Origin of the sequence: Cetobacterium sp. ZOR0034 (assembly GCF_000799075.1) — a bacterium.
In the GTDB taxonomy this organism is placed as follows: domain Bacteria; phylum Fusobacteriota; class Fusobacteriia; order Fusobacteriales; family Fusobacteriaceae; genus Cetobacterium_A.
In genome coordinates, this window is the sequence record NZ_JTLI01000053.1 from 22,508 (window position 1) to 43,781 (window position 21,274).

A 21,274-nucleotide genomic window follows, 5' to 3' on the forward strand; every position below is an offset into this window, starting at 1 on the left:
GAGCAGAGATGAGAGCTAATATAAAAAATGAAGATATATGTTTAGTTTTTTCGATAGAAACAAATATAAAGAATGTAATAAATAAAATTGAATTAGTTACATCAAAGAATATAACTGAGGCTGAGATATTTTATGAAGACAACTATGGTCATTTAAAGCAAAGTAAACTATTGGAAGTAGAGAATAAAAATGGTTCATTGGAATTAACTTTTGAATATTTTTATGCCAAGGAGTTTGAATTGGTTATTTATGATAATCTTTTAGAGGAAGAGATTGAGAATATCAATATTCTTCCTTTGAATCAGAAAGATTTTTATGAAGATGAAGATGTTGATGTAAGATTAGATAAAACTATAATGATTGCGACATCTCATTGCGGTCAGCATGCAAGTAACTCTCCTGATCGTGCTATAGATGATAGATTGGATACACACTTTCACAGTGCTGGATATAGTGGGAGTTATGGAGATTTTACAGTTGAGTTAGGAAAAGAATACTTGATAGATAGAGTTCACCTGATTACAAGATCAGATAGTAATGGTACTGGAAATGGAAGAATAAGGGCGTATGAAGTATTATATAAGACTACAGCTAATGAGGAGTGGCAAAAAGTATTTGAGCAGTTGACAGAAGAAGTTGGAGATGATAGATACGCATTCTTTAAACCTGTTTTAGCTTCTGAGATTTGTATAAGAGTAACAAATGGTAAAAATAAATATGTTATGATTCACGAGATGGATATGTTTAAACATAATCTAATTGAAGAAAGAATAGGAAATCTATTTACAGACGAACTAGAAACAGAGACAAAAGATGAAGTGACATTAGCTGATGTTGAAAATATTGAAAAAGATTTAAAAACTCAGACATATTTAGAGAGAATATCTAATGCAAAAAAACTTCTGTTAAAGAGAGCGTTAAAGAAGGAGTTTGAAGTTCCTCTAACAGAAAAAAGAACATTAGATAAAATTTATTTCACAACTTCTGAAACAGTTTTAGAAGCTGATATAAGATATGTAGATTCAAATGGAGTTTCAAGATTAATAAAATCTGAATTGATAAAAGATGGGGAAAATTATACGCTGAACATAGAGAAAATAGTAAGTTCAGAGATAACTATTGTTTTGTATGGTGTTGAAAATATAGGTGATATTGCAACAAACAAATATATACCTAAAAGTACAATAACAGCTAAATCTAATGTTTCAACTTGGAGTAGTTGTACGCCGGACAAGATGTTAGACGACGATGAATCAACATACTTCCATTCAAATCAATACAGTACAAGCATAGGGTATGGGGATGTATATCTATCTTTATCATCACCAGAGATAATTTCAAAATTAGAGTTCAAGACAGCTCATCCAAGCGGAAGTAACGGAGAGATTCATCAGTATGAGATTCTTTATAAAGAAGCTACAGAAGCACCTGTTTGGAAAAGTGTGTATATGTCAGAGGTAAATAATTCAGAAGGTTGGAGATTAGCAGAGTTTCCAGAGGTTTATGCTTCAGATATCTGCATAAGAGTACATCAAAGTTACGGGAATTGGATACTAATAAATGAAGTTGAGATATGTTCAAATAAATCTGAACTTGAAAAACTGTTTTTAGAAATTTATACAGATATAAGCTGTAGCAGTGTTAAAGATGGGGTAAAATTAAGAGATATAAATAGATTGATAGAGTCTTATCCAGATAGTATTTTAGGAATGAAAGCTAAAATGCTTTGGCTGACAGATAATAACTTGAATATTTTCGATTTTAAAATTGATGTAATAGATAAAGATTATACAAATTTTGAGGAGTTTTTAAGAGTTGAAAAAAGTTTAGATTTAATCTCAACATCATATAAGGTTGGAAAGCAAACTGACTATCTAATTGAAAGTAATAGAGATGTAAGGTTGTGTATAATTTCAGCTGAGCAAGAGAATCCGCTTCAAAATATAATTCAAATAAAAGCTGGAAAGAATTTTATATATTCTAAAAATATGTCTGGAGATATTTTTGTTTTAAGGGATGAATATAGTGAGTTGGGATTATCTTTATACAATGTTGAAAAATCTGATACTCATTATAAGACAGGGGATTATAATGTAACTGATCTTTTCAAGAGAAAGAGATTAGATGAAGTTGTTACTATTGAAGGAAAGAATTTTATAATTAGAGGAAATATCAATTGGATATTGAGTAATTTAGATGAACATCAATTTGTTGATGCGATGGCTAATTTAGATCATACAATTGATTATATAACACTTTTAATAGATAAGAATCAATTATATACAACAGATTATAGAGTAACTAATTTAAAAAGATTATTCTGGCAGAACCTTTCTGGAGAAGTTGATTTGAAGTCGACGACAGAAGGGGTGTATATTGAATTTAATAGAGATTTAGGGTTCCTATTCCAAGACAATATAGAAAACTTGGTAAAAGAGGAACTTAGTGAAGTTATTTCTAGTAGCCATCTATCTAAAGAGATATATACACCAGCAGTTTATAGTTTTGTAAAAACTATTCTTAAAAAGGTTATGATTTTAAAAAATCAAGAGATAATAGATATCCCTTCAACACCTTTAGAGAATTTAGCTACAAAATTATTATTATTTGCAAATAACGATAGAATAGTAACATATATATATAAGAATTTACAGAGACAGGAGATAGGGCAAAGCGGTTCAAAGGTTATGAGTTTAATCTGTCTATGGATAACGGAATTCTTAGAGAGGGATATCTCAAAATATTTTATATCTTTAGGGTTAGATATTGAAGAAGAGGTATTGAGAGAGTGTAATACATATATTCAACCGATGGTAGATATAAATGAGATTACATTTGAAAATTACAAAGAATTGATTGAAGAGGAGTTGCAAAAATTTAATCAAAGCTATAATAGCTTAGTAAATAGAAATGGTGGTGATACAGTTGCAAAGTAATTTAAGAGATACAAACAGTTTAGTATTTACTATAGAAACAAATATAAAAAATGTAATGAATACTTTGGAAATTACAACATCTAGGGATATTCAGAATGCTCAAGTGAGATATAGGGATGAGTATGGATATGAAAAGATATCTGAAATTTTAAATGTTGAAAGAGTTGAAGAAAAATTATTACTATCATTTGATTATTTCTATACTGATAAGTTTGATTTGATAATTCATGATAATATAACACAGGAAGATATACAGAACATAAAGATTACTCAACTAAATCAAAATGAATTTTATGAAGACAAAGATATAGATGTAAGATTAGATAAGACGGTAATGACAGCTATATCACACTGTGGTCAATACTCAAGTGATGCTCCAAGTCGTGCGATTGATGGTGATGAATCAACAACATTCCACAGTGCTACATATACAAATTATGAGCCTGGAACACATGGAGATTTTGTATTAGAGTTGGGAGGAACATACCTTTTAGATAGATTACAATTTAGAACAAGATCATCAGGTAATGGAAGAATAAAAGCTTATCAAATTTTATATAAGACAAGCAAAACAGAGGAGTGGAAAAAGGTTTTTGAACAGCTAACAGAGGAATCAGGAGTAGAAAGAGAAGCTGTATTCAAACCGATCTTAGCTTCAGAAATTTGTATAAGAGTAACAAATGGTCATAATAACTTTATGGTTATAGCTGAGTTAGATGCTTTTAAATATAATTTCTTAGAGAAAAGAATAGGAAATCTTTTTACTGATGAGACAGAAACAAGTATAAGAGTAGGAGTTACTTTAGAAGAGATTGAGAATTTAGAATCAGAAGTTGTAACTGTATCTTATAAAGAGAGAGTTGCAAAGGCAAAGGAGTTATATATACTTGGATTGCCTCAAAACTATTTCTCTATTCCTTTAGCTGGAGATCAAATTTTTGATAAAGTTCAATTTACAACACTTGAAAGAGTTTTTAAAATTGATTTGAGATATATAGATAGTTATGGAACAGAAATAATGATTGAGAGTGAATATGAACAGTTGGGAACTCTTTACACTTTAAATCTAAAAAAATTAATGACATCAAATGCGTCACTAGTTGTATATGGTGTATCTAAGGTAGAAAATATCAGTACAAATAGTTATAATAAGTCAGAATTTTATATAGATGAAGATGTTGATTTAAGAATACCTTATGAGAAGATAGCGGGATCAACAACTCATCCAAATAACTCTTATCCAATAAGCAATATGTTTGATGGCAACTGGAATTCACAGTTCCATTGTAGTCAATACACAGGATATTGTGATGTGTATTTTAAGCTAGATAAAGAGTATCTAATTGATAGACTAAGATTGGTAAGTTTTAGAAGTAATACGTCAGGACTAATAAATAAGTTTAAGGTATTATTGAAAGAGATGAACAAGGAAAATGATTGGGCAGAATTAGGTGAATATACAGTAGGCTCATACGCTAACGAGTGGTTAGAAGTAAAAAATGAAACACCATATTTGACAGATGAAGTTTGTTTAAGAATTGAGGATTCTGTTAATGGTTGGGCTCTTGTAAGTGAATTAGAACTATTTATTCACAGTAATTTAGAGAAAGCTATAGATAATTTATTCACGGATAAAAGTTTTGAAAGTTTAAGAGAGGGAGTAACTTATGAAGAGATTTCGGCTTTAGAGGCTAAAAATTTAGTTACTTCAGAATTTATAGAGAGAGTAGGGAAAGCAAGAGAGTTATATATTCAAAGCTTACCACAGAATTATTATGCAATACCGTTAGAAAAAGAGAGAGTTTTTGATAAAATTCAATTTTTAACAACTGAAAGAGTTTTAAGAGCACATTTAAAGTATATTGATACTTATGGAATAGAAAGATTAATAGAAACAGATTTCAGATCTTTAGGAAATATATATACAATAGAGATAAATAAGATAATGACTTCGAATGCTTCTTTAATACTATATGGAGTATCAGATGCAGGAAACATATCTGTTAATAATTATGCTATATCGGATTTTTATATAAATGAAGATGTTGATTTAAGAATATCTTATGAGAAGATAACAGGGTCAACAACTCATCCAAATAACTCTTATCCAATAAGTAATATGTTTGATGGCAATTGGAATTCACAGTTCCATTGTAGTCAATATACTGGGTATTGTGATGTTTACTTTAAGCTAGATAAAGAGTATCTAATTGATAGACTTAGATTGGTAAGTTTTAGAAGTAACACATCGGGACTTATAAATAAGTTTAGAGTTCTAGCAAAAGAGATGAATATAGAAAATACTTGGGTAGATTTAGGAGAATATACAGTAGGGTCATATGCAAACGAATGGTTAGAAGTGAAAAATGAAAAACCATATTTAACAGATGAGGTTTGTTTAAGAATTGAAGACTCTGTTAATGGTTGGGCTCTTGTAAGTGAGTTAGAACTATTTATTCATAGTAATTTAGAAAAAGAGATAAAAGAGCTATTCTCGGATAAAGATTGTGAGATATTAAAAGATGGAGTAACTTATGATGAAATTTTATCTTTAGAGTCTAAGGTTCAAACGACTGAAGAGTTTAAAGTTCTTATTTCTAGAGCGAAAGATTTATATTTAGAGAAAAAACCTGATTTAAACTTCATATTAGAAACAGATAGAAAAAATGTTATGAATCAAATAAAAGTAACTACTTCTGGAAAAATATATAGAAGTGAAGTTACATATATAGATGAGCATGGATTTGAAATTAAGTTAGATGCTTTAGAAATAGAGGATAGAGGACCAGAAACAATATTAACATTTGACCTTTTCTATTGTGATAGATTTAATCTTATGTTAGATGGAGATATAACAGAGGAGTTAATAGAGGGAATAAAAATAACTCAACTTAACCAAAATAATTTCTATGAGCATAAAGATGTTGATGTAAGATTAAATAAAGCTGAGATGACGGCAATATCTCATTGTGGACAATATTCAGATAACGCTCCTTCTAATGCGATTGATGGAAATAATGACACCTCTTTCCACAGTTCGACTTATAGTGGAAATTATGGCGACTTTGTAGTGGAGTTAGGAAAAGAGTATGTTGTAGATAGAGTAAAATTTATAACTAGAGCTGATAATAATGGAAATGGAAACGGAAGAATCAGAGCATATGAAATATTATATAAAGCTCAAAAGGATAGTGAATGGAAAAAAGCCTTTGAACAGTTAACAGAGGAATCAGGAAATGATAGAGAGGCTGTATTTAAACCAGTTTTAGCATCAGAAATTTGTATTAGAGTTACAAATGGAAAAAATAAGTTTGTTGTTATAAATGAGTTGGATATATTTAAATATAACTATATAGAAGAGAGAATAGTAAATTTATTTACAGATGAAAGTGAAACAGTTTTAAAAGATATTACAACTTTAGAAGATATAGAAACTCTTCAATCTGAATTAATAACAGAGTCGTATATAGCTAGAGTTTCAAATGCAAAAGAGCTATATATTTTAAGACTTCCACAAAATTATTTTGAGATTAAAATAGATGAACAGAAAATATTTGATAGAGTTCAATTTACGGCAAGTGAAAGAGTTTTAAGAGCTCATATAAAATATATAGATGTATTTGGAAATGAGAAACTTGTAGAAAGTAGTTTAGAATCTCTTGGAGAGATTTGTACTGTAAGCTTTAGAAAAATTATGACTAAAGAGGCTTCATTAATAGTTTATGGAGTTTCAAATATCGAAAATATTTTTACAAATAACTACGATATAGCAGACTTCTATATAGATGAAGATATCGATTTGAGAATAGCTTCAGATAAAATAGAACTATCTGCGACAAATGTACATGCATCATATCCATTGAGTAATTTACTTGATGGAAATAAAGATTCTCAATATCGTGCTTCAAACTATGAGGAGTATGAAGAGGTATATTTAAAATTAGATAAAGAATATTTAATAGATAGATTTAGACTGATAAGTTTTAGATCGCCTATTTCTGGTCTAGTAAAAACATTTAAATTGTTTGCAAAAGAGATGAATAGATCAGAGTGGATTGAACTAGGAGAAAATAGTGTAGAAACTCATGAAAATGTGTGGAGAGAAGTAAAAGGGCAACCATATTTAACAGATGAAATCTGTGTAAGAGTTGTTGATTCAGAAGATAAGTGGACAATAATAAATGAGATGGAGTTATTTATTCATAGTAATCTAGAAAAACAGATTGATGATTTATTCGAAGGAGATTCTTTTGAAGCTTTAAAATCAGATGTGACTTACCAAGAGATATTAGCTTTAGAGGAAAGAGTTTTAGTAACTCAAGAGTATAAAGAAAAAGTTGAATTGGCAAAAAAGTTATATCTAGATAAAAAGAATCCGATTCATTATACTTTAACAGTTGATGAAGAGAGTGTTATGAATCAACTAAAGATAAAAACAACAGCCAATATATATGATGCTGAAGTTTCGTACTTAGATAGTTATGGGAATAACAAGATTGCAAAGAAAATAGCTATAGATAAGAGAGATAGAGAAACAGTAATAAGTTTTGAATATTTCTATTGCAATAGCTTTAATCTTATGGTTCGTGGAGATATAGTTGAATCAGAGATAGAGGGAATATCAATAGTTCAAGTGGATCAAAAAGAGTTTTACGAAACTCTAGATGTAGATGTGAGGCTATCAAAAGATAGTTTAAACGCAATTTCAAATTGTGGACAGTACTCAGATAAAACTCCAGCATTTATGATAGATGGAAGAACAGATACTAATTTCCACAGTGCTGATTATAGAAATTATGCTCCTGGAAATTATGGAGAGTTTATAATCGAATTAGATGAAGTGAAACTTGTGGATAGATTGATAATGACAACAAACTCATCTGGAAATGGAAGAATAAAAGCCTATGAGGTTCTTTATAGATCTAATAAAGCAGAGGACTGGAAGAAAGTATTCGAGCAGTTGACGGAAGAGTCTGGAACTACTAGAGAGGCTTCGTTTAAACCAGTTTTAGCATCTGATATCTGTGTAAGAGTAACAAATGGTCATAATCATTTTGTAGTTGTATATGAATTAGATTTATTTAAGTACAATACAATTGAAGCAAGAATATCTAATCTATTCTTAGATGAAGCAGAAACAATCTTGAAACCAAAGGTAACATTAGAAGATATTGAATCTTTAGAAAGAGAATTAAAAACAACTTCGTATAGAGAAAGAGTAGGAAAAGCAAAACAGTTATATGTTGATAGACTTTCTGCTAAAGAGTTTGAAGTTGTTTTAAGTGAAGAGACGATTCTAAATAGAGTTAAGTTCAAGACATCTGATAGAATATCAAAGGCTAGATTAAAGTATATAGATAACTACTCTTCAGAGAAGATAATAGATGTTAGTTGTACTTCAGTTGGTGAGGAATATATATTAGCTTTCGAGGCTATTGTGGCAAAAAATTTAAAAATCATGTTATATGGAGTAGAGGAGATTGATTCAATATCTTTAAATACATTGAATAAATTAGATTTCTGTATAGATGAGGATATAGATTTGAGAATGCCTGTAGAGAAGATAGAGGGATCAACAACTCATCCAAATAACTCTTATCCAATAAGTAACATGTTTGATGGAAATATGAATTCACAATTCCATTGTACTCAGTATGGAGAGTATTGTGATGTCTACTTTAAATTGGATAAGGATTATCTAATAGATAGATTAAGACTTAAAAGTTTTAGAGATAACGAATCTGGATTTATAAAAAAGTTTAGAGTTTTATTAAAAGATACTAATATTGAAAATAGCTGGACAGAGTTAGGAGAGTATATAGTTGAAACTCATGGAGATAAATGGTTAACGGTTGAAGGAAAACCTTATTTAACTAATGAAGTTTGTGTGAGAATAGAGGATTCAATAAACGGATGGGCTCTGATAAATGAACTAGAGCTGTTTATTCACAGTAATCTAGAAGCAAGCATAAATAGTTTATTCTTAGATGAGAGTTTAGAAGCTTTAAGATTAGATGTAACGTATGATGAGATTTTAAAATTAGAAGAGAAAGCAACGTTTACAGTTGAATTCAAAGAGAAAGTAAAAAAAGCCAAAGAGTTATTCTTAGAAAAAACTACAAAGAAGAATTATAGATTGAACTATAATTTTGATATCGTTTTTGACGAGATTAATATCGGATATAAATCTTTCCCAGAAGGAAAGGTGGATTATAAGCTTCAGTATGAGTCATCACTTGGATATAAAATTGAAATTGATAGTTTTGAAATTATAGAGAAAGATGGAAATATAGTTAGCTTAAAATTTGAAAGAGTATTAGCTAAAAAGATAGAGTTAACAATAAGTTACATTGATGGAACTGAAAGTTGGAAATCATCTTATATTAAAGTTGTAGATATTGAGCAATCATCTTATTATGCAGAGGATGATGTAAACTTAGAGTATGACATCTCAAAGGTGAGTGCAGTATCTCATTGTGGAATATATAACTCAGGAAACGATGTAGAAAAAATGTTAGATAGAGATCCAACAACATATTTCCATTCAAAAACAACAGGAAAAGTTGAGTTTATATTTGAAGAACCTAAGGTAATAAATGAATTTTGGGCAGATATCAGTCATCCAAATGAAGCAAATGGAAAAATTAATAAAGCGAAACTTTATTATAAAGAGAGAGATGAGCAAGATTGGATATTAGTTCAAGATTACGAGAAAAGCAATCCTGTAATAGGAATAAATAACTTTGTTTTCCCGGGGATATTAGCTAAGAGATTCTGTATAGACGTTGAAGCATGTTATGCTGGAGTTATAATTTTCAATCGAATTGGATTTAATATCTATAGTTCTTTAGAAGAAAAAGTAGATAATCTTTTTGAAGATAAAGAGTTATTTAGAGTTTTAAAGAAAACAGTTACATTAGAAAAGGTTGAAAACTTAAAGCAACTTGTAAAAGAGAGCAAAAGTTTAAAAGTAAAATTAGATATCGCAACAATGATATTAAAAAATGGTGGAGAGCTTCCAGTTAAAATTCAAAGTTATAAAGCTATTGAAAATGAATCGAGCTACTATTTTGGAGCGACAGTTTCAAACAATACAGGTGATATGGTGTTAAGTAATCATTATATTCATCCGAATACTGACTATGTATTTGTTGTAAATAGAGAGGTTCAAATAGCTCTTATGACATATGTAGGAAAACCTTCTAGCAATAAAACAATTACTCTGAAAAAAGGAATAAATATATTGAATATTGTAGAGCAAGGGCAGATGATATTTAGAGGAAGTAGAAAAGAAAAAATAGAATACTACTCATTAAATAAAGAGAATAGTTTAATTTATCGTTATGGTTATACAAAATCACAGGATCTTTTTGACAGAGTCGATATCAAAAATGAAGTAGCAGAAGATCACAACTCAAACTTAGCTTATGTTGAAGGTAAGACATATATAGGTGCTATAAGTTTTGATTGGCTAAAGGCTAACTTCGAATCTAGAAATTTATCAAAGCATATAGAGATATTTGATGAGTATTTAGACTTTATTCACTATTTAGATAATGTTACAGGTCATTTCAAGCAGCAGATGCCATACAAGAGATTGGTTTGGTGTGGAAGAGGACAAGATACATTCCATGCAGGAGGATCTTTTGCAGGAGGATATACAGCATACAATGGATCGAGTGGACCAATGATTCCGAGAAGTACCTATGATTTAGCTAACTCTTGGGCAGTAGGGCATGAGTTAGGACATGAACTGGATTCAAATGATTATCTAATGGGATTATTTGGAGAAGTAACTAATAACTGGTTTGCAGAGCAACCAAGATTAGAGTATATGAAAACTTTAAGATGTAAAGGGCATATAAGCGTAATTTCAGAAGAGCCGATGTCAGTACACGATATGAGTGTGTGGCATAGATTAGGATTCTTCTTTAAAATGAGATTGTTCTATGCAGATAATAGTTTCTTCCAAAAGATGAATGCTTTGATGCAGGCTAATAGAGCAGCAGATAAGCAGGAAGCAGCAGATAATTTTGCTAAATTCTGTACTCAAATATTAAAAAGAGATGTGAGTTCTTACTATTTAAAATATGGATTTGAATTGACAGAAGAGGCGATAGCTTGGTGTAATCAATATCCAGCTCCAGCTATTGATCTGCAATATATAACTTGGGAAAATTATGAAGAGTTTAACAAAGAAGAGATTAAATTATTTAACCAAAAATATAAGTCTGTATCGAAAATAAAGTAGGTTAAAAAAATAAAAAATAATTTTCTAAAAAACGCTTTACTTTAAATGAATATTTTTATAATATAGTGTATAACTTTAAAAAATATAGGAGTGAAGAATGTTAGGAAAAGATTTGTTCATAGATATCTTAACGTATGTTCTTACAATAATAGGTATATTAAACCCATTTGGAAACGTACCTTTATTTATGACATTAACAAAAGATCAAAAACCAGAAATAAGAAAAAAGATGTATAATGCAATAGTACTTGCAGGATTTGGAATAGTAACTGGATTTATAGTTGCCGGGGATTTTTTCATGAAATATCTGTATAAAATAGGTATGGATGAGTTGAGAGTTGCCGGAGGTATGATACTGATTGTTGTAGCTTTTAGAAATCTTTTAGGACTAGGAGTTTCAAAGGATAGCACTGGAGATAGAATGTCTGAAAAAGAAGCGATAAGATATGCAATAACGCCATTAACATTTCCTATGTTAGTTGGTCCAGGAACAATTTCTACCGTTATGATTATTCATAAAGAAGCTGGACTTATAATCTCTGTAGGAGCTGTAGCAGTTACATTTTTAATAATGAAGTTTCTATTTACAATTTCAGACTGGTTAGATAAAGTTTTAGGAGAGATAGTTTTATTTGTACTTTCGAGAGTTATGCAGATTTTTATAATGTCTGCAGGAGTAAAACTGATTTCAAATGGAATAAAAGGGATATTTATGTAATTTTGATAGATTGATTAGGAGAGGGAAACCTCTCCTAATTTTTTTGAGGGAAGATTAAAGAGTTACAGCAAAAATAAGTTTTGCTTCTTGAGAACTTCTATTTTCCCAGTTGTGCTTAACAAATTTTTCAATTTTAATACTATCTCCTTCTGAAAGAGAGAAGGATTCCCCATCAATATTTAAAATAACATCACCTTTCAATATAAAAGCCACTTCTTGACCTGTATGTCCAATCTCAATCTCTGTAGAAGATGAGTCAGGTTCTAAATTTAAAATCATAAACTCCATGTGAGTTTGAGGTTCTGGACTTAGAATTTCATAAGAAACTTTACTATTTTTAGATGGCTTGATAATTTTTCTCTCATCTTTTTTTACGATATGAACTTTTTTGAAGCTTTCCTCTAGAAAAAATTTATAAAGAGGAATACCCAATGCAACTGAAAGATTTTTTAGAGTATTTATAGATGGATTCGTTGTTCCTTTTTCAATTTGACTTAAAAGAGCAGAAGTTGAATCAATCTTTTCAGCTAACTCTTTTAGACTTAGTTTTTGGTCAGTTCTGAATTTTTTTATTTTTAATCCAAGATTTATATCGTTCATTTTAAAACTCCTAAATATTTTCTTTAAAGTATAACTTATTTTATATATATTTGCAATTTTCAAAAAAACCTTGCATTATACTACACTAATAATGTATAATTAAGAAAAAGAGTTATGGAGGTCAAAAATGTCTGAAAATACTATGGTTTGCTACTGCAAAGGAGTTACATTAGGAACAATTTTAAAAGCAATAGAGAATGGAGCTACAACATTAGTTGAAGTTTTAGATACGACAGGTGCAGGATCAGCTTGCGGAAGATGTGTAGATAGAATCGAAGCGATTGTAAACGAAGATAGATAAAAATTTTAGAGGAACTTGTTTCCTCTTTTTTTATTAAATTTTTATTGTAGTTTTGGAGCTAATATAGTACTCTAAGAGTAGAATATTAAAATGAAAAAGGGGTGGAACTTATGAAGTTATTGTATTTAGATACTGAAACTACAGGACTTACAGATAATTCAGCAGTTGTTCAGATAGCTGGTGCTATCGAAATAGATAATGAAGTTGTAGAATGGTTTAATATAAGATGTAGACCTCATGCCGGAGCGGATATTTCAGAGGATGCATTAAAAACCATTGGATTTACATTGGAGGAATTACAAAGAGAACAATCTCCTGAGGATGCATTGAAGGAGTTAGAGAGTATATTTTTAAAATATGTAGATAGATATGATAAAAATGATAAATTGATTATGATTTGCCACAACTATCCTTTTGATTTCAGAATGCTATATAATTTTTATAACAGATTAGGGAATAGATTTATGGGAAGTTTTATCAACTTTAAATTAAATGTATGTACTCTTAATTTAGTAAAATCTCTTCAAGTTATAGGTGTTTTACCTATATTAGAAAATAACAAATTAGAAACTTGGTGTAAACACTTTGGTGTCTCTTTAGAGAATGCACATGATGCTTTAGAGGATATACGTGCTACAAGAGAGGTTTATAAAAGTTTAGAAAAGGTATTAAAAAAGTAAAAAAATGAAAGGCAGAGTTTTTATTTCAACTCTGCTTTTTTCATTTTAATTTTTAATTTCTGGAATACTTACATAAACAACTTTATTAGAGTTTACATTCACGTATTGAGAGATGGCTGAAATTAAATATGGAAAACTGTCTCTTAGGTCATTGTTATTACTCTTGATACTACCCATCGTTTGCCAAACCGCCCGACCTTCGTTTGTATAAGTTGAAACTTCTAAGGTTTTTACAAAGTATGATGAAGCGGATATAGAATTAATCCAGATATCACTATAGAAAAAATCGTCATATCTACTTCTATATCCATATCCTCCACGCCAATACGGACTAATCGTTGTAGGATAGGTGTCAAACTCAGTATATGGACCATTTATTTTGTAGTTGTATATAATTTTGTAAAGGGCATCTTTAGGATTAGAGGTTCTTCTATAACCTTTAGTTCTTAACATACTTTCTAAATTACTTTCAAAAACTCTTTGTTGTAACTGAAATCCTGGAGTATTAGTAACTAGATAGTATGTTCCGGGGTAAGCTTCTAAAGTTGAATATGAGTCAATCGCTACTGTTCGGCTATTAAGAGAGCTGCACCCACTGAAGAAAAATATAAATATTATAAAAAAAGATATTTTTTTAATCATGACACATCACTCCTGAAAAAATATTTTCATATTTCTATATTCGTTAAAAGATTATACTTCCTTTTTTTTTGAGTTGGTGTATAATGAGAAATATATCTATGGGGAGGTTTAAAATGAAAAGAATCAATATTTTAGCTATTTTTTTAATTTTATCTGTGAGTATTTTAGCAGCACCTTTGAAGGTTGGACTGATTTTAGCTATGGGTGGTTTGGGTGATAAATCATTTAATGATTCAGCTTATGAGGGATTGTTGAAAGCTAAAAAGGATTTTGATATTGAGGTAAAGTATGTTGAGCCAAATAGTTGGATGGAAGATGCTTTCTTTTTGGAAGAATATTCACAAAATGGATTTGATTTAATTATCGCAACATCTTATACAGCACAGGATGCTATGGAGGACATAAGTTCAAAGTTTCCAAATACGAAATATGCCATTGTAGACACGAGAGCAATAGAGGGAAGAAATATAGCTTCACTTGTTTTTGATGAGGCTGAAGGTTCATTTTTAGTTGGAGCAATATCTGCTAAGATGAGTAAGACAGATAAAATAGGTTTTATAGGTGCTTTAGACATTCCTCTTATAAATAGATTTAAGGATGGATATGAGCAGGGGGCTAAATATATAAATCCAAATATAAATGTTGTGACAACATATGTGGGAGGAGATGCACCTTTCAATGATCCTTTAAAAGGAAAGGAACATGCTTATTCTTTGGCAAATCAAGGAGTTGATGTTATATATCATGCTTCTGGAAATACAGGAATTGGAGTTTTAGAAGGAGTAAAGGAGAAGAAAATATATGGAATAGGAGTGGACTGTGATCAGGACGATATTGTAAAAGGGCAAGTTTTGACTTCTATGCTAAAAAATGTAAATAATGCTATTTATAAAATAATTGAAGATACAGTGAATGGTAAGTTTGAGGGAAGGGTGTATACATTTGGATTGAAAGAAAATGGTGTTGGAACAACAGATTTTAAGTATACAAAAGAGATTGTTGGAAAAGAAAATATCGCTTTGATTGAAGAGATAAAAAATGACATAATCTCTGGAAAGATTCAGGTGAAGTAGTATGAGAATATTAGTTGTTGCGACTCACCCAAATATAGATGATTCAAAGGTAAATAAAAGTTGGTTAGCTGGTTTAGCTAAAGAAACAAATATAGAAGTAAGATTTTTAGATGAATTTTATGAAGATGGTCAGATAGATGTTGAAGCTGAAAAAAAAGCTCTTGAAAAAGCTGAAAGAGTGGTATTTCAATTTCCGTTTTATTGGTATAGTATGCCAGCTTTATTGAGAGAGTATTTTGATAGGGTTTTAGAGTTTGGATGGGCCTATGGTCCAAAAGGTGATGCACTGAAAGGAAAGGAGTTTTTAGTAGCGCTTTCGGTTGGAGCACCAGAATATTCCTACACAGGAGGAAGCTATAATAACTTTACAATAACTGAACTTCTAAGGCCATTAGAAGCAACAGCAAATGCAGTTCAGATGGTTTATCTACCATATTTTGCACTTTTTGATATTCCGAGACTTTCAGATGAGGAGATTTTAAAATCAGTAGATAGGTATCTAGTTCATATAAACAATGAAGATTTAAATCACAGAAAAGTTTTAGAAAGACTAAAAGTACAGAATTCAGAGAGTAGCTTTATAGATTTATAGAAATAAAAAAGGTCACTAGTGTTAAAGTGGCCTTTTTTATTTCATTAGTTTATTAGTTTATTTGTCAAGAATAGGTGGAGTCATTACCTCTTTTCCCATTTCTATAGGTTCAACAATTACAACCTCTTCAACTGCAGGTTCTTCTTTAGGTTGAGAACTAGAACATCCAATAAAAAATAAACTGAAAAAAATACTAGTTAAAACAATTTTTTTCATAATAGCCTCCTTGAATATATTTTGAATTGCTATAATATACTTAATAATAGACAAACTTCTTTTAATTTTAATATAATTTTTCGAATGTTAATTGCCGTGTTGATGGATTTTCTAAATTTGAAAAAGATACTCCTAAAAGTTTTATATCTCGAGTTAGGTTTAAGGATAAAAGAAGTTCATCAACCATACCTTTTAAAAGTTCTTTATCATTTGTAGGAATAAATCTTGTTTTTGAACGAGAGATTGTTTCACGATTTTTAAATCTCACTTTTAAGGATACGGTTTTAGTTAGGAGATTTTTTTTGATAAGTCTAGCATATGACCAATCGAAAAGTGATTCTATCTCTCGAGTTATCTCCTCCTCTGAATCTAAAGGTAATCGGAAAGTATTTTCATTTCCGATAGAATGAATGGCTCTATTGAATTCTACATCTCTATGATCTATTCCACGACTGTATGTGTAGAGAAGTTCGCCACGAGAGGTTCCATATTTAGAGCAGAGCTCTTTTAGAGAGAAGGGGTAGATATCTTTAACCAAAAATATATTATCTTTATTTAAAAGTTTTTCAAACTGCTTACCAACTCCAGGAAGTTTTCGAACTTTTTTATCTTTGATAAATTCAATAAACTCATCTTCTGTATTAAAGATATGTTGCCCTCCGGGTTTATTTATATCAGAGGCTATTTTAGCTGTGAGTTTATTTAATCCGATACCCATTGAGCAAGTAAGGCCTGTTATCTCAAAAATACGTTTTCTAAATAGATTGGTAAAATTTTCTTTGGATGAAAATTTATCTATGATATCTGTAATATCGATAAAACCTTCGTCGAAGGCGATAAATTCAACTTTATGGGTTATTTTTAACACAAGATCTTGGATAATTCGAGATTCGTAGGCGTATTTATCTTTATTTACAGGTACGACAATTAGCTTTGGACAGAGTTTTTTAGCATCAAGTGTGTTCATAGCAGAGTGTATTCCAAATTTACGGGCAGGATAACTTGCAGTTGTTACGACACCACCAGCAACAACAATAGGTTTGTCTTTATATTTTGGATTATCTCTAATCTCTATGGATGCATAAAAGGCGTCCATATCGTAGTGGCAGATAACTCTATTCATGTGATGGGCTCCTTTCCTTCAGGGATAATTATATAAAATAAGCTTTCACAGAGTGAAAGCTTACATAGTATTTTATTAAATTATAAGATTTATACTACAAAAAGTCAATTTTTACAAAAGATATTAGAAATTTATATATTTTCATTTTGAAATATCTCAATAATTGTTGGAAGCTCTTTTCTATATAATATTTTAAATACAAACTCTTTATAGCTATAAATTAAGGTTTCATCATTTTTTATATTGTATATTTTAACTAAAAGTTTAGAATTAAAATGATAGCTAGAGATATATGATGTATCTCCCTTAAGTTTTTTATAGATTTCCATAAGTTCACTGTGAAGCTCAAAAAGATTTTTAAAAGTTTTAGTTAAGGTAAAAATAGGTTTAATTTCACCCATTTCGCTTTTTTTATAATCTTTTGTGATTTTAATTCCTAAAATTTTAGCACTTTTATATTCACCAACTTTATCTTTTTCATATTCAATATCTAACTCTCCAATAGATGTAAGATCTTTAAAAATAGGTTTCAAGAGATTTTTTTCAATATCATAGAATCGATCATAAGTTTCTTGAATTTCTAATAGATCTCTTAAATTATCTGTTGAGATATTTAAAATGCTTTTCTCACTGTTTAAAATCTCTTGATAAAATCTATATGAATATCTCTCTTTAAATTTAAGTATTTTTTTTATTTTTTCATCTAAAATATGTGATGAAAATTCAAAGATTACATAATCTCTTTCAAAGAGATAACTGTTTAGAATATTAAATCTTTTCTTTAAACTAAGATTTGAATTGTAGATAATTATATTTTTAGAAAGAAATTTAAACAAAAGTTTTTCTAATTCTATAACTTTTGGCTCCTCTTTAACTTCAAATATTTTATAAAGTGTTTCTAAATGAACAGTAACTGAGTTACCACAGATATCAACTGATCTTAAAAAATCTCTCTCTTTTTTACTCAGTTTTTTAGAAAATTCAATAAAAATATTTTTATTTTCCACTTTGAACTCCTTTTTTCTAATTTTTTATAAAATTTTTTATATATGAAAAATATTTTTTTAAACGATATGAAGTAATAACTTATATCGTTATATATTATAATAGCTTATAAAAAGGTTAAAATCAATATTTTATATATAAAAAACGAATGTTGTTAACGAAATACGCACTAAAAAAATGTGATTTGACCAATAAAAAGAAATGATATAAAGTTAAACTATGAAACGATATGGGAGGTTTTTTTATGGATATTGAAGCAGTAGCAATGGCCATAGTTGGAAATGCTGGAGAGAGTAGAGCGCTATCTTATGAAGCCTTAAGAGCAGCTAAAAAAGGTGAGTTTGAAAATGCTAATAAGTTGTTAGACGAAGCAAAAGAGAGAATGTATGCAGCTCATAGTGTACAAACAGAACTCATATGTAATGAAGCAGATGGAAAAGGTATAGAGATAAATCTACTAATGATTCATGCACAAGATCATCTTATGAATGCGATATTAGCTAGAGAGTTAGTAGAAGAGTTGATTGAAGTGCACAAAGAGTTAAAAGGTTTAAAAGGAGAATAGGGGTATGAGAAAAAAATGGGGTATGATAGCAACGTGGAGAATGGCTTCAGAAGGAGTAACTCTAGGTTCAGAGATGTTAAAAAACGGTGGAAAATGTCAGGATGCATTGGAAGAAGCAGTCAAGTTTGTAGAGGACTATCCGTTCTATAAATCTGTAGGTTATGGTGGACTTCCAAATGAAGAGTGTGAAGTTGAATTAGATGCAGCATTTATGGATGGAAAAACTCTTTCTATAGGAGCAATAGCTTCAATAAAAGATTTTAAAAATCCAATATCTATAGCAAGAAAATTAAGTGCAGACAGATATAATATATTTTTAGTTGGAGCTGGAGCAGAGTCATATGCTCATAAAAATGGTTTTGTAAGACAAAATATGTTAACAGAGAGAGCTAAAAAAACTTGGGAGTTAAGAGTTAAGGAGATACAAGAGAAAAATCTTTCTCCATATGATGGTCATGATACTGTTTGTATGATAGCTTTAGATAAAGATGAAGATATGGCTGTAGCAACTTCAACAAGTGGACTTTTTATGAAAAAAAAGGGAAGAGTTGGAGATTCACCAGTTTCAGGATCAGGTTTTTATGTTGATAATGAGGTTGGAGGAGCAGCAGCAACAGGTCTTGGAGAGGATATAATGAAAGGTTGCCTTTCTTATGAAGTGGTTCAGAGAATGAAAAAGGGAGAGCATCCGATGAAAGCAGCCCAGAAAGCTGTAGATGAATTTTCTGAAACTTTAAGAAAAAGAAGAGGAAAAGCTGGGGAGATATCTATTGTAGCGATGAATAATAAAGGAGAATGGGGAATTGGAACAAACGTTGAATTCACATTCTGTGTTGGAACGGAAACAGAAAAACCTCAAGTTTATATATCAACGCCTCAAGAAAACGGAGAGATAAAGATAGAGGTAGCATCTGAAGAGTATATGAGAGCATATAAAGAGAAAATTCAAAGGGGGATTTAAATGTCAAAAATAATTGAGATTTTAGAGGAGAAGTTAGTTCCTGTAGCAGCTTGGATTGGAAAAAATAAACATATTAATGGAATTAGAAGAGCGTTTGTTTTAATGATGCCTCTTTTAATGATCGGATCTATATTTTTAATGATATCAGCATTTCCATTACCAGCTTACCAAAAATTTATGCTAGAAACTTTTGGTCAAAATTGGAAAAATATAATAGATATTCCTGTAAGTGCAACGTTTTCATTGGTTGGAGTTTATGTAGCATTTTTAGTTGCTCAGCAACTTGCTAATCAATTTCAACTTGATAGTGTGGCTGTTGGACTTTTATCACTAGCATCATTTTTAATTTTAACTCCATTATCTGAAGTTGAAGGGATGGGTTCTGTTTTAAGTTTTAATTGGCTTGGAAGTAAAGGGATGTTTATAGCTATGGTAATTGGTATAATTACAGCTAATATCTTTAAATTCTTTGTAAATAAAAAGATACTTATTAAGATGCCAGATGGTGTACCACCTGAAGTTATTAAATCATTTGAAGCATTAATTCCAGGAACAGTTATATTATCGTTAGCATTATTATTAAGAATAGCAATGATGAATACAGAGTATGGAACAATTCACGATTTTGTATATAAAGTTTTAGCAATGCCATTAAGAGCTTTAGGAACATCATTCTTTGGATCACTATTAACAGTATTCTCAATTTCGATATTATGGTCAGTTGGAATAAATAGTGGATCTATGGTAAATGGATTTGTAAGACCTTTCTGGTTAGAGAATCAAGTTGAGAATATCAATGCCTTAAAAGAGGGGTTACCTTTACCACATGTTATAACTGAACAATTCTTTGATATGATTTGGATGGGTGGAGCAGGAGCAACGCTATCACTACTTTTAGCGATAGCTCTTTTTGCAAAGAGTAAACACATAAAAAGTGTTGGGGCAATTAGTGCTATACCAGGAGTTTTTAATATAAATGAACCAATTCTATTTGGAATGCCAATTATATTAAACCCGATTATGCTAATACCGTTTAATATAATTCCTTTAGTTTTTGTTACAACTCAATATTTAGCAATGACAATTGGATTTGTAAGTAGACCTCTAGGAGTAGCTTTCCCATGGCCGACACCAGCAATAATCAGTGGATTTTTAACAGTTGGAGACGTGTCGGGAGCTATTATTCAAATAGTTAACTTAGTGCTAGGAGCTTTGATATATCTACCGTTCTTAAGAATATTAGATAAAGCTAGTAAATATGAAGAGGATGCAGTGGAGGCATTTGAGAAGGAGGCAAAATAATGAAAAAAATATTACTACTTTGTTCAGCAGGGATGTCGACAAGTATAGTTGTTAAAAAGATGTTAGAATCAGCAGAAAAAAGAGGGATATCTGTTGAGATAAAAGCTGTTGGCTTAGAGATGTTCCAAGAGAATTTGGATAAATATGACACATTTTTATTAGGACCTCAAGTTAAATTTAGAAAAGATGAACTTAATAAAATAGCTCAAGAAGTTGGAAAAAAAGTTGAAGTTATAAATATGATGGATTATGGAATGATGAAAGGGGATAAAATATTGAATTTTGCTCTTTCATTAATTGAGGAGTAGT

General features: G+C 30.1%; 16 protein-coding genes. 11 read left to right on the forward strand and 5 right to left on the reverse strand.

Going from position 1 to position 21,274, the window contains the following annotated elements; translation table 11 throughout:
* The first annotated feature begins 8 nt into the window (after positions 1 to 8).
* The 3 genes from L992_RS10130 (at position 9) to L992_RS10140 (ending at position 11,905) form a co-directional block, all read left to right on the forward strand.
* Entirely contained in the window at positions 9 to 2,936 is a 2,928-nt protein-coding gene (locus L992_RS10130) for a discoidin domain-containing protein (RefSeq protein ID WP_047396050.1), read from the forward strand.
* Entirely contained in the window at positions 2,926 to 11,187 is an 8,262-nt protein-coding gene (locus L992_RS10135) for a discoidin domain-containing protein (RefSeq protein ID WP_047396052.1), read from the forward strand. Before L992_RS10130 ends, L992_RS10135 begins: the two co-directional genes overlap by 11 nt.
* Positions 11,188 to 11,284: 97 nt before the next feature.
* The gene (locus tag L992_RS10140) at positions 11,285 to 11,905 is read left to right on the forward strand and encodes a MarC family protein (protein ID WP_047383289.1); all 621 of its coding nucleotides are present in this window, start codon (positions 11,285 to 11,287) and stop codon (positions 11,903 to 11,905) included.
* A 54-nt stretch (positions 11,906 to 11,959) separates the two neighbouring features.
* On the opposite strand, the gene L992_RS10145 is transcribed toward L992_RS10140, so the two are convergent.
* Positions 11,960 to 12,505 (reverse strand): helix-turn-helix domain-containing protein, encoded by a 546-nt coding sequence (locus L992_RS10145; protein WP_047383291.1) that lies wholly within the window; start codon positions 12,503 to 12,505, stop codon positions 11,960 to 11,962.
* A gap of 127 nt (positions 12,506 to 12,632) precedes the next feature.
* Here L992_RS10145 and L992_RS13350 point away from each other — a divergent pair, with 127 nt between their 5' ends.
* Both L992_RS13350 and L992_RS10150 read left to right on the forward strand, forming a co-directional pair.
* On the forward strand, positions 12,633 to 12,806 hold the full coding sequence (locus L992_RS13350; protein ID WP_081982852.1) for a (2Fe-2S)-binding protein: 174 nt from the start codon (positions 12,633 to 12,635) through the stop codon (positions 12,804 to 12,806).
* A gap of 110 nt (positions 12,807 to 12,916) precedes the next feature.
* Complete coding sequence (locus tag L992_RS10150) at positions 12,917 to 13,486, forward strand: 3'-5' exonuclease (protein ID WP_047383292.1); 570 nt, start codon at positions 12,917 to 12,919, stop codon at positions 13,484 to 13,486.
* 45 nt (positions 13,487 to 13,531) lie between these two features.
* Here the strand turns inward: L992_RS10150 and L992_RS10155 are convergent, their stop codons facing one another.
* Positions 13,532 to 14,128, reverse strand: a complete 597-nt coding sequence (locus tag L992_RS10155; protein WP_047383294.1) for a hypothetical protein — start codon at positions 14,126 to 14,128, stop codon at positions 13,532 to 13,534.
* A gap of 113 nt (positions 14,129 to 14,241) precedes the next feature.
* Between L992_RS10155 and L992_RS10160 the strand changes: the two genes are divergently transcribed.
* On the forward strand, positions 14,242 to 15,201 hold the full coding sequence (locus L992_RS10160) for a BMP family protein (RefSeq protein ID WP_047383296.1): 960 nt from the start codon (positions 14,242 to 14,244) through the stop codon (positions 15,199 to 15,201).
* A 1-nt stretch (position 15,202) separates the two neighbouring features.
* On the forward strand, positions 15,203 to 15,793 hold the full coding sequence (locus L992_RS10165; RefSeq protein WP_047383298.1) for an NAD(P)H-dependent oxidoreductase: 591 nt from the start codon (positions 15,203 to 15,205) through the stop codon (positions 15,791 to 15,793).
* A gap of 57 nt (positions 15,794 to 15,850) precedes the next feature.
* On the opposite strand, the gene L992_RS13560 is transcribed toward L992_RS10165, so the two are convergent.
* From L992_RS13560 to L992_RS10175, 3 genes are all read right to left on the reverse strand, one after another.
* Positions 15,851 to 16,009, reverse strand: a complete 159-nt coding sequence (locus L992_RS13560; RefSeq protein WP_156110681.1) for a hypothetical protein — start codon at positions 16,007 to 16,009, stop codon at positions 15,851 to 15,853.
* 67 nt (positions 16,010 to 16,076) lie between these two features.
* Complete coding sequence (gene dinB, locus L992_RS10170) at positions 16,077 to 17,132, reverse strand: DNA polymerase IV (protein ID WP_047396055.1); 1,056 nt, start codon at positions 17,130 to 17,132, stop codon at positions 16,077 to 16,079.
* Positions 17,133 to 17,263: 131 nt separating this feature from the next.
* Positions 17,264 to 18,139: a replication initiation protein gene (locus L992_RS10175; protein ID WP_047396060.1), complete on the reverse strand. Its 876-nt coding sequence runs from the start codon at positions 18,137 to 18,139 to the stop codon at positions 17,264 to 17,266.
* 242 nt (positions 18,140 to 18,381) lie between these two features.
* Between L992_RS10175 and L992_RS10180 the strand changes: the two genes are divergently transcribed.
* The 4 genes from L992_RS10180 to L992_RS10195 are packed head-to-tail and all read left to right on the forward strand — an operon-like array spanning position 18,382 to position 21,273.
* A complete protein-coding gene (locus tag L992_RS10180; protein WP_047396062.1) occupies positions 18,382 to 18,702 on the forward strand; it encodes a PTS lactose/cellobiose transporter subunit IIA in 321 nt (106 codons plus the stop codon).
* 4 nt (positions 18,703 to 18,706) lie between these two features.
* Entirely contained in the window at positions 18,707 to 19,663 is a 957-nt protein-coding gene (locus tag L992_RS10185) for a N(4)-(beta-N-acetylglucosaminyl)-L-asparaginase (RefSeq protein ID WP_047396065.1), read from the forward strand.
* Positions 19,664 to 20,965: a PTS sugar transporter subunit IIC gene (locus tag L992_RS10190; protein WP_047396068.1), complete on the forward strand. Its 1,302-nt coding sequence runs from the start codon at positions 19,664 to 19,666 to the stop codon at positions 20,963 to 20,965.
* Complete coding sequence (locus tag L992_RS10195; RefSeq protein WP_047396071.1) at positions 20,965 to 21,273, forward strand: PTS sugar transporter subunit IIB; 309 nt, start codon at positions 20,965 to 20,967, stop codon at positions 21,271 to 21,273. Before L992_RS10190 ends, L992_RS10195 begins: the two co-directional genes overlap by 1 nt.
* The last annotated feature ends 1 nt before the right edge of the window (position 21,274 follow it).

What these genes read in the sequence shown, in the direction of transcription:
- L992_RS10180 (WP_047396062.1), top strand. Translation starts at nt 18,382, where the DNA reads ATGGATATTGAAGCAGTAGCAATGGCCATAGTTGGAAATGCTGGAGAG.
- L992_RS10155 (WP_047383294.1), bottom strand. Translation starts at nt 14,128, where the DNA reads ATGATTAAAAAAATATCTTTTTTTATAATATTTATATTTTTCTTCAGT.
- L992_RS10150 (WP_047383292.1), top strand. Translation starts at nt 12,917, where the DNA reads ATGAAGTTATTGTATTTAGATACTGAAACTACAGGACTTACAGATAAT.
- L992_RS10185 (WP_047396065.1), top strand. Translation starts at nt 18,707, where the DNA reads ATGAGAAAAAAATGGGGTATGATAGCAACGTGGAGAATGGCTTCAGAA.
- L992_RS10160 (WP_047383296.1), top strand. Translation starts at nt 14,242, where the DNA reads ATGAAAAGAATCAATATTTTAGCTATTTTTTTAATTTTATCTGTGAGT.
- L992_RS10130 (WP_047396050.1), top strand. Translation starts at nt 9, where the DNA reads ATGAGAGCTAATATAAAAAATGAAGATATATGTTTAGTTTTTTCGATA.
- L992_RS10145 (WP_047383291.1), bottom strand. Translation starts at nt 12,505, where the DNA reads ATGAACGATATAAATCTTGGATTAAAAATAAAAAAATTCAGAACTGAC.
- L992_RS10195 (WP_047396071.1), top strand. Translation starts at nt 20,965, where the DNA reads ATGAAAAAAATATTACTACTTTGTTCAGCAGGGATGTCGACAAGTATA.
- dinB (WP_047396055.1), bottom strand. Translation starts at nt 17,132, where the DNA reads ATGAATAGAGTTATCTGCCACTACGATATGGACGCCTTTTATGCATCC.
- L992_RS10165 (WP_047383298.1), top strand. Translation starts at nt 15,203, where the DNA reads ATGAGAATATTAGTTGTTGCGACTCACCCAAATATAGATGATTCAAAG.
- L992_RS13560 (WP_156110681.1), bottom strand. Translation starts at nt 16,009, where the DNA reads ATGAAAAAAATTGTTTTAACTAGTATTTTTTTCAGTTTATTTTTTATT.
- L992_RS13350 (WP_081982852.1), top strand. Translation starts at nt 12,633, where the DNA reads ATGTCTGAAAATACTATGGTTTGCTACTGCAAAGGAGTTACATTAGGA.
- L992_RS10140 (WP_047383289.1), top strand. Translation starts at nt 11,285, where the DNA reads ATGTTAGGAAAAGATTTGTTCATAGATATCTTAACGTATGTTCTTACA.
- L992_RS10190 (WP_047396068.1), top strand. Translation starts at nt 19,664, where the DNA reads ATGTCAAAAATAATTGAGATTTTAGAGGAGAAGTTAGTTCCTGTAGCA.